Origin of the sequence: Legionella pneumophila subsp. fraseri, from assembly GCF_000586315.1 — a bacterium.
GTDB lineage: Bacteria > Pseudomonadota > Gammaproteobacteria > Legionellales > Legionellaceae > Legionella > Legionella pneumophila_B.
This window is the reverse complement of sequence record NZ_KK074228.1, coordinates 186,244-198,046: the sequence shown is the minus strand read 5'-3', so window position 1 is coordinate 198,046 and position 11,803 is coordinate 186,244. Positions and strand designations below refer to the sequence as shown.

Here is an 11,803-nt window from a genome sequence, read left to right as displayed (position 1 = left end):
TGCCGCCGGAATTGGTGATCATTTCGCTCCGGAATACACATTACCTGCATCTTTCATTAAAAAACAATTTAATTCAGTATTGCGTGCGATAACTATTGGAACAGAGGCATGAAATTGTTCTTGTAAAATTTGGATAATTGTTGGCTCCAATGCAAACAGCGCTGGTGTGTGCTTTAAATAGATGTAACCATCAGATGTTTCAAAGCGAACCACATAGGACCAAGGTGTGTTAAGCACATTTTCAGGCTGGTTGCTCTTTAGCGTATAGTTGTGGGATGAGAGGTATGCGCAACCCCATTTGATAATTTCCTTATTTACATTGTCATTATTGATCATTAGATTAAATCTTTAATCATGTAATAGTTAATAAATGAAACACCGTTGAACACCTTTGTTTGTTCATTAATGGTTACATACCCACATTTTTCAAAGAAAGGTTTTGCCGTAATGCTTACCTCTGAGAATAGTTGTTTAATACCCAACTCTCTAGCTCTATTTTCACGAGCGATAAGCAAGGCTTTACCTATACCTTGTTCCTGATAATCTTTATGGACATATCCCCGATTGAGACAACCGTTCTCTTCCAGATCTGCGAAACCAATAATTCGTCTACTATCTGTGTCTATAGCAACAAAACTTTGGTTTTTAGAGAGCGAATTTGTCCAGTTGCTTAAATCGGGATTTTTAGGAGCCCACGCGTCTAGTTGCTCCTCAGTGTAATCTTTGCTGTTAACAGAATGGACAGTGTCATAAAAAAGCTGATAAATTTCTGCCTCGTCCCCCAGTTTATATGCCCTGATATAAAATTTGGGAGACTGAAAGGCAGGATAAAATTCTAGAGGTTTTGCATTAGGCCAGCGTTTTTGAATTTCATCTAATACCGCTTTTGCCATCTGTGTTAGGTGAGGCAATAAACCGTTAGATGTTGCGACTTCAATGAATGCTTGTAACCGAGATAATACTCTCGGTCTTACCCAATTTTCTTCTGGTTTCCATAGCGAATTTTCTGGAACAGGTCCAGAAGGTCCCACTCGGTCATTTTCAAGTGATGAATCTATGAAATGGAGAGTTTGTTGAAGGATCCAAAAGCCACAGGCTTCTGTATAGGCTTTTTGATAGATGGCATCGTCTTTTGCTTCTGGAATAGTTCTGATGATTTCTTTTCGATAAATCAATTCTAACGAATCAATAACCTCTTTAGGAATGGCTTTGGCACACCAACAGGTTGGCATGCTCATGCGCAAATAAGTGCCATCTAATAAGGCATTTCCAACAATGGCCCATTCAAAATCGATAAGTTGTAATTCATAGTTCTCTTCATGGTCGAAAACATTGTCTGGACAAATATCGCCATGGGTTAGCACAGTGAAAGGTCCTGGGCTAAGTATGGACTTGACAAGATTTTGAGCTTCATGAATGTATTCATTTGACAGTGATAAATTTAACGTTTGGTGAGCCGATTTTAACCGGTTAATTAAATCATTAAGGACATGAGCTGGGTCATATGTTTGCGAATCGTCCTCTCCATGGATTTGCCTTAAAATAGTTTCATATAACTGGGTATGGCCAGCGCTTGCAGCATGGAAGCTTCCTAATGCTTTCATAAATCGACTAAGCGCACGAATCGCTTTATCTCGGTTAGAAAGCGTCAGCGAATCTACTAGGCTCACATGTCTAATGCCCAAATCTTCGATTAAAATGAATCGATGTTCTTTCTCTCCACCATAAAAAAGAGGGGTGTTATGAGTGCGTTGGGGGATTTTTGATGCAAATTCAAGACCAGACCAATCTCTTGCAAATCGAGCAAAAGCTTCCTGATCATTTTCCTTTTCAGGTAAGGATTGCTTCAAAATCACAGTCTTGGGAATTATTGTAGAATCATGTAAAAGTCCTAGACGTAATACAATGTTTCTTCGTTCAGGATCACTTAAAAACACCACTGAATCTATATCTATTTTCGTGTTAAAGTAATCCGAAAGTATTTGTTTCGCTTTATCTATGATGTGAGGATTGGGTTTTTGATCTTTTTTCACTCTTGCATTCTCGAATTTAAATTAGCTTTGTATGTCTCGTAAATGGCCTAATATCCCATTCAAAAGTCCAAGCATCATGAGGTTGATTAATGACATGATGTATTTCCCGAGCAATGGAGTCGGGCTTGATAAATTCGTTTTCCTGAAAATCAGGATTAAGCGCTAAGCCTCTGTCATTAAGAATAGGACCATCAATGATTAAGTGCGCGACATGGATGCCCTTAGAAAGTAATTGTTTAGCCAAAACCCGGGAGTAATGGCTCACTGCTCCCTTTGCAACTGACATTACTGGCGCTTCTGGATTCATCCAGATACTTGAGGTGCCTCCGATCGTAATAATTGCTAATCCCTGTAATGCTCCACTGCTAATTCTGATCGTCTCTTTAATGGTATTAAACGTGCAGAAAAAATTAGATTGCAAACCTTCTAAAAAATCAGATGATTCCAATAATTCTATGGGTTTACTTTTTATCCATGAGCCAGCAAAGCAAATCACTGCTTTGATCGTTTGCCCATGGATAGAATGAATGATATCAAAGGATTTTCTAGTTTGAAGTGGATCAGAAAGATCAACGGCATGTGTTGAGATTTTGATGTTTGCATTAATACGTTGTAATTCTATTTTTAGGTTTTCTAATTCAGAAGCTGTTCTGGAAATTAAAGCGATATCATGGCCCAATTCAGCAACTGTTTTTGCAAAAAAACAGCCAGAACCTTTTCCGGCGCCAGTGATAATGTAGGTGTTTGTCATTTCAATGATCCTTGGATTCAGAAGCGCTTGTAATTAGCGATTATGCAGTTGATGTAGGGTGATAGCATTGCCCTCAGAATCCAGAATAACAGCCATTCTACAGACAGGAGATGCGAAAATGTCTAATTTGAATTGAACTTGTTGTAATTTTAGCTTATTAACTAATTCCTCCAGGTTTTCTACTTCAAAAGCGATACTTCCACCAGCATTAGCACTGGGCGTTACATCTTGGGCTAATGTGGTAATAGCAAAGCAGCCTCCGCCTGGTAAATCATATTCTACCCAAGCTCCTTGTGCAGAAATTTTACTAACATCAATTCCCAATACATGTTCATAAAAATTTCGTGCTCGTTCCATATTTTTAACAGGGTACATCGTAAAAGCAACTTTTTTAATCATTGGTATTCCTAATATAATGTTTTTAATGGATGTGTCACATTAAAACACAGTTATTTTCTGATGGCGCATGCTCAAAATGATCGTTAAGATATTCCTCCATGAATTTAGGTGGAATTACTTTGCCATCTTTATTGGCTTTAATTGATATTTCTTCCGTGGCAATGATCTTTAGAAAATTAGATAACCTTTCAATGTGTTTGTCTCCAAAAACTAAAATAAAAGTAGATTTATTTTCACCACCGTTTTTTATTGCTTCCCATAAGTCACAAATTAAAGTTGCATCCAAGAAACTTGTTTCATAGAGATTATAAATCTGTAGCCACTCCACCGCTGGAGAAAATGAACCTTGGTGAGTCATCATCTTGATACAAATATCAATAAGTGAACAGTTTTGAATTTTATCGCTCAATCCATTCATTGAGCGATATTCTTCTTCAAGTTTTAATGCCAATCCTAGTGCATCATTAACTTCAAGTAAACAGGCTGTCAAATAGTCAGCTAATTGTTTATTTTCTTCAGCATATTTTTGTACCAATCCTTCTAAAATCTTAAGTTGAGATTCAAGTAACTTATACAAATCCAGCAAACAAAAATTTTTATTATATAATTGAGAAAGTTGGTTAACTGAGTCTAAAAATTCTGGGGTATTAAAAAAAGGAGTAGGTGATGGAGGTTTGATTCTTTTCTCCTTATATTTTGCAATAATTGTTCCTTCAAGTTCGGCCAATTTATTTAAAAAGAAAAAGAAATTTCCAAATGGGTCATCATAGTATCGCTTGTCTACGTGAAAGATAGCTAATTTTTTTGAATGGTCAAGATGTTGCATACAGTCGAGGAAACTCAATCCTTTTGAAGATGATTTTTTATCTTCACCTGTAGTCTCCAGAAATAATTTTACTGCTTCATTTCTTTCAATAAAATGATTAAACATCTTCATATACTGAGTTGCTAACTCATTAGGCATACGTTCGTGGTCTTCACCAATTAAAATGATGTTTGTTCCTTGAAGTGTGAATTTATGGAAGCTCCGGGGGCCTCCTAGATTAAAATAATTTTCATTATGCCCGCTTTTACTAAATAATTTACCTGAAAACATCGTTATAAATCCAAGTTCAGTGTCGTTATTCAATTACTCCATAACCTATCTTCAGGAGTGTCGAAATTTTCCCATAATAAACTCCTTCACGACTTTCTGCGAGAGGATTTGAATAACTTCAGGTAAAAATTGTTTCAGTTATGCTCCATCGTTTGCGTCACTGAAATAAATCCTCAGCGACGCAGCTAGGTACCACAAATAATTTATTTAACCCTTACTTTTTTTGATAAATGTATCATGGGTTATGAATTGAGAACCTGGACCCCCAGTAAAGGTAGACGCTTGATGTGCTATAACGGCAATGGTGTCTATTGTATCTTTATTCGGGTTAATATGTCCTGTAAGTGTAACTACGGAGCCACATGTTGGGTAGTTAACACTGAAGGTTATGGCCGTGCCATCAATATAACCTATAATTGGTCTTTTCGTACCAATAACATTCTGACAGTCCATTGAGGCGACAGCAGTTGTAAATGTTCCTGTTACAGTATCTTGTTTACTGAAGTTCAGTTTTAGTGTTGAACCACGCATATTTTTGTAAGTTATCGTGTTTTGTTCTGCAAATACCATATGACTTGCTAATGATAAGCTCATCATGATTGCACAAGTTTTAATGTTTAACTTCATATTCCTTAATTCCCATTGGTTTAAATAATGATTAACCTATTGTTGTAGGTGGAGTGATTTTAAGGAGCATGACATTCATTTTCACTTCGTGAAATCACGGATGCTTACGCGAAAATTGGGCTATTAATTCTGCTCGAGTTTTAACGCCTAATTTTTGTTTTGAGTTATTAATATGTGCTTCAACGGTTCTAGGGGAAATACCTAACTTTTTTGCTGTTTGTTTGTCAGTATGCCCTTCTGATAGTAGCAATAAGGTATTGTACTCTCGAGGAGTTAAGGTCTGTATGATGTTCGATTGAGGTAATTCTATGCTAAAACCAATTAGACCAATTGGATTGAGTTCTTTATCAAATAAAGGACTTTTTTTGCTGACTATATTTACAATAGTCCCATCATGACGTAATACTTGCTCATAGGCACTTAAACTTTGACCACTTTCAAATAACAATTGATCATTTGTTCTGAGTTCATCGGCATAAGGGTGCCATGCAAAATGATAATCCTGCTTATTATAAATTTCGCTAAGTGATTTAAATCCCGCTGATTTGCCAATAAAAAAACCATTTCCCCAGAGATAACATCCTTTCAAATTTTTTACGAAAACTGCGAGATTTAAGTCTTGATAGGCATGAAGAGGCAATGATTCTAGATACAATATCTGTTGAGTCATGAAAAATCACCTCACCTACCAACTTATAATTTTATTCAATTAAAAGAAACAAATAATAGCATGAATCATAGGGCGTCCCAAAATTTAAAATTGAAAACTAACTTATGGTAAGTAACTCAAGTTTGTTTCCAATCTCTACTTAATTTGTTGTTAAGCTAAAGAGCAACATACCCTTTATCTCTTGTACAAAAAGATACAATTGGTTTTTCAAAATTATATAGCAGAATTTTACTCAGCACTTGATTGGTGGATTTTTGATGATGTTTAATGTTACTAAAATAAATTTCATCTGTATCAAAACACCCAGTAAGCCGAAGTAATTTCAAAATCGCAATGAGTCGGTCATAAACTTCCAACAACTCAGCCAGCTTCATACTGATTGGATTACTGACTGTGATCTTTGGATGAAATTGCACCACAAAATTGATTTTTTTGTCTTTAAATTCTTTCTTTTTAGAAAGAAGCTCTTCAAAGCGCTCAATTTCAGAAGCATATTCCTGAGTTAATACATGGAGCTGTTGCTCCATTTCGTACAGTACTTTAAGGGCTACTGGATCTTGCTTGCGGCATCGCCCAATGACGATATTAATTTTATGCAAAATAGCCTCAATAAATAACCTCTCACCACTGATTTTTCTCTCAAATAATTTATGCACTTCACGAGTACGAAGGTTTAAAGTAATTTCTGCTTTCATATTAATCTCCAAGGTTATCATCCAATTGGTTAATTGCGCGAATAGCACTTTTGATATCCTTGGGGGCTAATCCATCGTTCACAGGTAAAGGTATTCTCACCTTATATAGCTCTCCGCCATTCACTAAAACAAAGGCTTGCCCTTTGGGCAATGAGATAATGTCATTGACATCAAGCATAGGTACTGCTGTGGTTTGTACTCGATCTTCATTGGTAGTATTGAAATAAACGCCGTCCTCTCCATGGGGTGTGTCGTTGACCATAGAAACCTGGGTATGATCGACCACCCCAACTTTCGGTAGGACCTTGACCAATAAGTTAGCTGTTTCCTCATTTTTGACACGTAACATAATGAGGGTGTTTAGATTTCCTTCGGTTACTTCCGCTTTAGCTTTTGATCCTAAAGCTACTTCCATATCTTGTTTGGTCTGGGCATAGGCTGTGACTTGGAAACCAGCTCCCCCTGCTTTATTTAAAATTTTGACAAACGAATCCTGGATAATTTCGGAGAGTTCATCGCAATGTAAATTGAGGCAGTAATGAGCATTACTTTCTTTATATATTTTTCCTGCAGTGGATACTAAATCAGATAAAAAGGCTTTGCCGACAGCCTGGGCAATGTTGGGATTTGTCAGACTATCTAATCCGATGTAAATGACTTGTTTATTCTTAATTGCGCTCATCAATTCGATTTCACAAGTACTTTTATGAAATGAAAAGATGCTTGATGCGTTACTTTTATTAATCTCAGACAATACTGGGCCGACACTGGCTGTGATTTTATCGTAATAATTTTTGTCCATGATGGCTGCATCAAACAGATCAATGAGCACCTGATCATGAAGGCTTTCAACGTTACCTGAAGTAATGGTTTTACTGATGTATTCTTGTAAGTATTTAACCACAGCCTTTGAGCGGCCCATGGGTGGTGGTGTATTGCCGTATTTGTCCACACGACAGTCATTATTAGCGATGATTTCTTCTATTTTTTCATGATAATTAGAGTCATGTGTAGGAAATGTGGCATCAGAGTAGGCCATGAGTAATTGATCAAGACGGCTAATGTAAAAGGCTATGGTCTTGTACGTGATGGGTTGCTTCATTTCTTCAAGGCAAATTGCCACGATATTGATGTACTTCCAGGCAAAAGCGGCAAATTGTTTGCCTTCACCTTCTGCAGCAATTGCATCGGTAATACGAGTGGCGACCTCACTCACTTGATCATAGTTTTTCAGTGGATTGTAAAAGGCAGACAACTCGGGAAAACCTAAGTGCACAATCCTAAAATCATGTAGTCTTCCACTAGAATGGCAGGCAGAGTACATATCACGTACTAAATCCAAATCACCCTTTGGATCAACGACAATAACTGCATCGCCATTTCTAATATCTTGATTGATTAGGATGCTGGCTAATCGTGTTTTACCAACGCGGGTTGTGCCAACTATAAAAGTGTGGCCAACTCGCACTTCTTGTGGGATGTGAATTGGAGTATCTTTTTCCCCTAATCCATGCAGATAAGGACTACCGCCTACTGGTGGATCAGGCTTAAATGGGTTTAATCTCGATGGTTTATTGAAGAATTTGGTTAATACAGCCTTCTCGTGGTTTTTGCAATAATTTCTCACTACACGATAGCAGTTACCGCGTTGCATAAAAGATTCGTTTCTAATTTGTTTAATTTGGTGTAGTCGTTGGGTGTGATGTGGAAGCCAGCGAAAACCTTTGCCAAGAAACAGCCATTTTTTTGAAACAGGAACTTCAGTGGTTGATAAAGCATAATACGGCATAGCAATTAATTTTTTGTGGTAGCGTTTAATACGCAACGCTTGATACCCTCGTACAAGACTTAGAGTCATCAGACTTAATCCTGCGTAATAACCCATGCTTTGAGTTAGTAGGAATAGACAAGGCTCTGTGACAGCAAGCAGTGCAAGTGCTGTACAAGTTAGGCTGGTATAGATTTCAGTCGGCTCTCGAAGCATATTTTCAACAGGATATTGGTTCATTACTATCTCCACCAAATCAATAATTCAAAAAAGACTAAAGCAGCTAACAGATACCATCTGGCTTGCAAGGCCAATTTGATCTGGGATTCATTAATCTCATGTTTGCAACGATTTATAAGAACAGTAATCAGCCTTGGCCAGCACCAATATAAAGCAAGATAAAATAGGCCATGAATGATAAGAAAACTCATTTGATGAGTTTGAAAAAAACGGTTGGCCATACTTAACTCTAAATTAAACCGAATGAGTTGAGGTGTCAGTAATAAAAGCAGCACTACTGGCAGAAGGATTTTGCTTATGCCTATAATGGATTTATGAATACGTTTATTTAACATGGAAAAGCTCCTTATGATTAAGCACATCAAACCCACACAATCGGTGGTTTTTAGGGGATTGAAAATTCTTGGTAAGGTCAGTGTTTTGGCCTTGCAAGCCATTGCAGCCTTTGTCTCTGATGAATCTAAAAAACCACGTTTGACTGCAGGGAAAGCTCAGCAGCTTTACGAAGATGGAGTAATTAGCGGAACAGAGCTTGCTGAACATATCCATGGGGATTAGTACTGGGATATTCATCGTACTTTCCCCATACTTGCTATTTTTGCTCCCTGTTTTAACGTCTCCGCTCCTGAGTTTGCTACCTTATTACTGTGCTGACCGGCATCATAGACTAAGCTGGCTAATCCAGCCCCAGCTTCACCACCAAAATGACTGGACAGTTTCAAGAGCAGCATGGGCGCAATAAAATAAAACAATACGGCCATATTTCTCATGGCTGAAATCGCATCATTTTGTCCTAAGGGATCTAGCACGCTTCGTTCTACAAAGCCTACCAGATGCCACAAGTATTGCAGAAAAATCGCCATGATGAATAACCCGCATAAACTGCCCAGTGCTTTAGGGTTATAACCACTTAGAGCCAAAATCACAGGAGTTAGAATAATCAGGAAAAAGTACAAAAAAGCCTGCATGACTGGGAGTGTTTGCATGATGGCTTCACGCTTTAAAGGCGTTGATGTCCATGATTTAGTCCATTGCCCGATATTAACCAGTCCATGAGAAATAGCACCTCCAAAAGCACCATTGGTATTATCCATCAGATTTTTAACACTATTAGCCTGCATATCACGACTGTCATTAAGCAGCATCTTGGCTATATAGTCTTCTGAACTAAGCTGTGAACCCCAGGATTTAGGATGATTGTTTTTAAAAGAGCGTACTCGTTCCAGCACAGCATAGTAGTTAAGGTGACTGTCAAAAACACTGGCGTTGTTGGCTACCTGTACCAAATCTGTTTTTAGTTTTTTCCACCACTGATTGCAGTTGGGATAACCTTGCTCTGGTAAATGTTTGGCATCAATGTCGCCACGTTCCGCTGCTTTTTCCAGATTCTTGTTGGGGGCTTCGTTGAAAGTAAAACCTGGTACAGGCTGTCTGGCATAAATTTTATCGTAATAGAGTGTTTGATAAACTTTGGAGCCAACCCATTTCAAATCTTCCTCACCACCATACTTCTTTAAAATTTCATTAACCTTTGCTTTGTCATGAGGCACATTATGGTATTGGCTTCTGGCCTCAAGAAAGCACTGCCTGTGAAAATTCAACGCCTGTTCGCGTACATCAGAAGGTAAATAAGTAGAAATTAAATCACCTTCAATAGCTTGCAAACTGTCAGTACAACCGGTAATTTTCATCAGACCATAAGTAATACCGGACATGTAGTTTTGCAAAATGGCAAAACCTATAGGCATTTTCACGTGAGGCGTTAATACATCAGCAAAGGCTTCATCATACGTTGTTCCTGTATCTTTCAATGTCGATGTTTTGGGGTCACTTCCTTTTTTAATTCCACACATGGGTTTAAAGCTTATGGCCTTTTCTTCCAATGGCACACAGGGGTAAATAAAAATCCCGCAAATCAAAAAGGTGACGGCCAGTTCATACAGAAAGTGGTTCAAGGCATGCTCTGCTGCGTGATGCGTGGCACCAGAAGGTGCCAACACATTTTTTAAGAAACGATACCCCACTATTAAAAAACCAAGGTATAACAACCCTGTTTGCCACAGGGCATTGAAAATAACCTCGTACTGTTGCCAACCTAAATACGTTGTGTAAAGTGATAAAGGGCTAAATACAATCATCTTATTGTCCTTTGGAATCGGGTTTAACGTAGACCGCGCCATTTTTAACCTGTGATTGTTCATGGTCATCACCAGGCAAGCCTTTGGCAATGTCATTACCCCGTATATCCATAAGCAGGCCTAAGGTTTCGGTCATCATTTTTTTACGTACTTCATTTTCAAAAGCAAGAGAATGAATGTCATCATCGAGTTTTTTTAAGGCAAATTTCACCATGTCTAAAGCGGGTTTTAAGTTTTGTACTTCTTGTACCTGCAATCCTGCTTGTAAAATGCGACGCATCATCAATGCTTTGTCCAGCATGTTTTGTACGGCAATTTCTTCTGCCAGTTTGGAAACTGTCAGAATTTGTTCCTCACGCGGCATGCGCTGAATGGTGATAATGATTTCATCAGTAATCATCAAATTGGAGGCACTGACCATTTTGAGTTTTTCTTCAGTTAGTGGCCATTGCCTGTCTACCAGATTCCATAAGGCCTTGGATACGTTGGATGTACAGGTATTAGAAGTGTCGCAACTTTGCAGGAGTGCAGATAGGCCAATGCCTGCCTTGGCATCGTGTTTGGTTTTGTCCACATCATCTGCAGAACTCACATGAATATCACCCAAGACCTTGACCGCCCAATTGCTGGCATCCACAGGCGTTGGCCAGGTTTGGGTCATGGGCGTTTTACTGTCCGGTTTCTTATCGTTATTGAGTGGTTTGCGGTTCAGTAAAATGTTATAACCCGCAATCACCACATCATTAATGACTTTGATGGGGCGTTGGTATTTGCCGCCAGCATTACCACTTTCTCTACCTATCCAGGGTAGCCCGTACTCATCCCTTTTTTTGGCTATGCTTTTAGCAGTGGAGGTCACATCTACATTTTCAGTTTTTGCACGTTTAGCCGCTTCAAGCCACCCCTGACTGTCAGAGACAGACAACATACTTTCCATAGGTGATTGGCCTTCTTCCAGCGTCTTTTTAACGTCCTGACAATCTTTGACTTTGACGCTAAATTCATTTTGTGCATACGATGCGGTATTTTGCAGTACGTTATAAAGGGCTGGCATGGATTGTTGCAGCTTATAAAGTGGAAAACCAGCAACCGAACCCTTGAGGTTATCAATAATCCCGCCAGGGATATTCATGGCTGATGACTTCATATCTTGAAAGGTATTGGTAATGGATACCACCGGATTAAATCCGTTACATGTAAATCCAAGCCGTCCATCCACATTACCGCCTATGGTAATGGTTTGGTCATTATTTACAGGTGGTACATACAAGTTGGATGAACCACCCAACTTATAGTAATAATCCGATTCATTGGGCATGAACGAGCTTGCCAATAGTGTTTGCGGCAGCAGTAGCGCAAGTAAAGAAAAGGATAGTTTTTGCATCG

General features: G+C 38.5%; 13 protein-coding genes. 1 reads left to right on the top strand and 12 read right to left on the bottom strand.

Annotated features, from left to right (window positions below; all coding sequences use genetic code 11):
• Positions 1–18: 18 nt before the first annotated feature.
• From CC34_RS0115455 to CC34_RS0115405, 10 genes are all read right to left on the bottom strand, one after another.
• Positions 19–336 (bottom strand): hypothetical protein, encoded by a 318-nt coding sequence (locus tag CC34_RS0115455; protein ID WP_028379721.1) that lies wholly within the window; start codon positions 334–336, stop codon positions 19–21.
• Positions 336–2,033, bottom strand: a complete 1,698-nt coding sequence (locus tag CC34_RS1000000117230) for a GNAT family N-acetyltransferase (RefSeq protein WP_231957898.1) — start codon at positions 2,031–2,033, stop codon at positions 336–338. The genes CC34_RS0115455 and CC34_RS1000000117230 overlap by 1 nt, the downstream gene beginning before the upstream one ends.
• Before the next feature lie 16 nt (positions 2,034–2,049).
• Positions 2,050–2,784, bottom strand: a complete 735-nt coding sequence (locus CC34_RS0115440; protein ID WP_028379720.1) for an SDR family NAD(P)-dependent oxidoreductase — start codon at positions 2,782–2,784, stop codon at positions 2,050–2,052.
• Positions 2,785–2,817: 33 nt separating this feature from the next.
• Entirely contained in the window at positions 2,818–3,183 is a 366-nt protein-coding gene (locus tag CC34_RS0115435) for a VOC family protein (RefSeq protein ID WP_028379719.1), read from the bottom strand.
• 34 nt (positions 3,184–3,217) lie between these two features.
• Complete coding sequence (locus tag CC34_RS0115430) at positions 3,218–4,279, bottom strand: hypothetical protein (RefSeq protein ID WP_028379718.1); 1,062 nt, start codon at positions 4,277–4,279, stop codon at positions 3,218–3,220.
• A gap of 207 nt (positions 4,280–4,486) precedes the next feature.
• Positions 4,487–4,906, bottom strand: a complete 420-nt coding sequence (locus CC34_RS1000000116790) for an avidin/streptavidin family protein (RefSeq protein ID WP_028379717.1) — start codon at positions 4,904–4,906, stop codon at positions 4,487–4,489.
• Between the two features lie 94 nt (positions 4,907–5,000).
• Positions 5,001–5,576, bottom strand: coding sequence for a PAS and helix-turn-helix domain-containing protein (locus CC34_RS0115420; protein WP_028379716.1), 576 nt, complete (start codon positions 5,574–5,576; stop codon positions 5,001–5,003).
• Between the two features lie 155 nt (positions 5,577–5,731).
• On the bottom strand, positions 5,732–6,271 hold the full coding sequence (locus CC34_RS0115415) for an AcaB family transcriptional regulator (RefSeq protein ID WP_080274267.1): 540 nt from the start codon (positions 6,269–6,271) through the stop codon (positions 5,732–5,734).
• A gap of 1 nt (position 6,272) precedes the next feature.
• The gene (traD, locus tag CC34_RS0115410; RefSeq protein ID WP_028379714.1) at positions 6,273–8,279 is read right to left on the bottom strand and encodes a type IV conjugative transfer system coupling protein TraD; all 2,007 of its coding nucleotides are present in this window, start codon (positions 8,277–8,279) and stop codon (positions 6,273–6,275) included.
• A 2-nt stretch (positions 8,280–8,281) separates the two neighbouring features.
• Positions 8,282–8,614 (bottom strand): hypothetical protein, encoded by a 333-nt coding sequence (locus CC34_RS0115405; protein WP_028379713.1) that lies wholly within the window; start codon positions 8,612–8,614, stop codon positions 8,282–8,284.
• 13 nt (positions 8,615–8,627) lie between these two features.
• Here CC34_RS0115405 and CC34_RS0115400 point away from each other — a divergent pair, with 13 nt between their 5' ends.
• Positions 8,628–8,837 carry a hypothetical protein gene (locus CC34_RS0115400; RefSeq protein ID WP_028379712.1) on the top strand — a complete coding sequence of 70 codons (210 nt, stop codon included), beginning with the start codon at positions 8,628–8,630 and terminating at the stop codon, positions 8,835–8,837.
• An 11-nt stretch (positions 8,838–8,848) separates the two neighbouring features.
• On the opposite strand, the gene CC34_RS0115395 is transcribed toward CC34_RS0115400, so the two are convergent.
• Together CC34_RS0115395 and CC34_RS0115390 are read right to left on the bottom strand one after the other, a co-directional pair.
• A complete protein-coding gene (locus tag CC34_RS0115395) occupies positions 8,849–10,417 on the bottom strand; it encodes a conjugal transfer protein TraG N-terminal domain-containing protein (protein WP_028379711.1) in 1,569 nt (522 codons plus the stop codon).
• Between the two features lies 1 nt (position 10,418).
• Positions 10,419–11,801, bottom strand: coding sequence for an integrating conjugative element protein (locus tag CC34_RS0115390; RefSeq protein WP_028379710.1), 1,383 nt, complete (start codon positions 11,799–11,801; stop codon positions 10,419–10,421).
• Between the last annotated feature and the right edge of the window lie 2 nt (positions 11,802–11,803).

Coding starts and splice junctions, on each gene's coding strand:
- CC34_RS0115455 (WP_028379721.1), bottom strand. CDS start 336: ATGATCAATAATGACAATGTAAATAAGGAAATTATCAAATGGGGTTGC.
- CC34_RS0115440 (WP_028379720.1), bottom strand. CDS start 2,784: ATGACAAACACCTACATTATCACTGGCGCCGGAAAAGGTTCTGGCTGT.
- CC34_RS0115435 (WP_028379719.1), bottom strand. CDS start 3,183: ATGATTAAAAAAGTTGCTTTTACGATGTACCCTGTTAAAAATATGGAA.
- CC34_RS0115430 (WP_028379718.1), bottom strand. CDS start 4,279: ATGTTTTCAGGTAAATTATTTAGTAAAAGCGGGCATAATGAAAATTAT.
- CC34_RS1000000116790 (WP_028379717.1), bottom strand. CDS start 4,906: ATGAAGTTAAACATTAAAACTTGTGCAATCATGATGAGCTTATCATTA.
- CC34_RS0115420 (WP_028379716.1), bottom strand. CDS start 5,576: ATGACTCAACAGATATTGTATCTAGAATCATTGCCTCTTCATGCCTAT.
- CC34_RS0115415 (WP_080274267.1), bottom strand. CDS start 6,271: ATGAAAGCAGAAATTACTTTAAACCTTCGTACTCGTGAAGTGCATAAA.
- traD (WP_028379714.1), bottom strand. CDS start 8,279: ATGAACCAATATCCTGTTGAAAATATGCTTCGAGAGCCGACTGAAATC.
- CC34_RS0115405 (WP_028379713.1), bottom strand. CDS start 8,614: ATGTTAAATAAACGTATTCATAAATCCATTATAGGCATAAGCAAAATC.
- CC34_RS0115400 (WP_028379712.1), top strand. CDS start 8,628: ATGATTAAGCACATCAAACCCACACAATCGGTGGTTTTTAGGGGATTG.
- CC34_RS0115395 (WP_028379711.1), bottom strand. CDS start 10,417: ATGATTGTATTTAGCCCTTTATCACTTTACACAACGTATTTAGGTTGG.
- CC34_RS0115390 (WP_028379710.1), bottom strand. CDS start 11,801: ATGCAAAAACTATCCTTTTCTTTACTTGCGCTACTGCTGCCGCAAACA.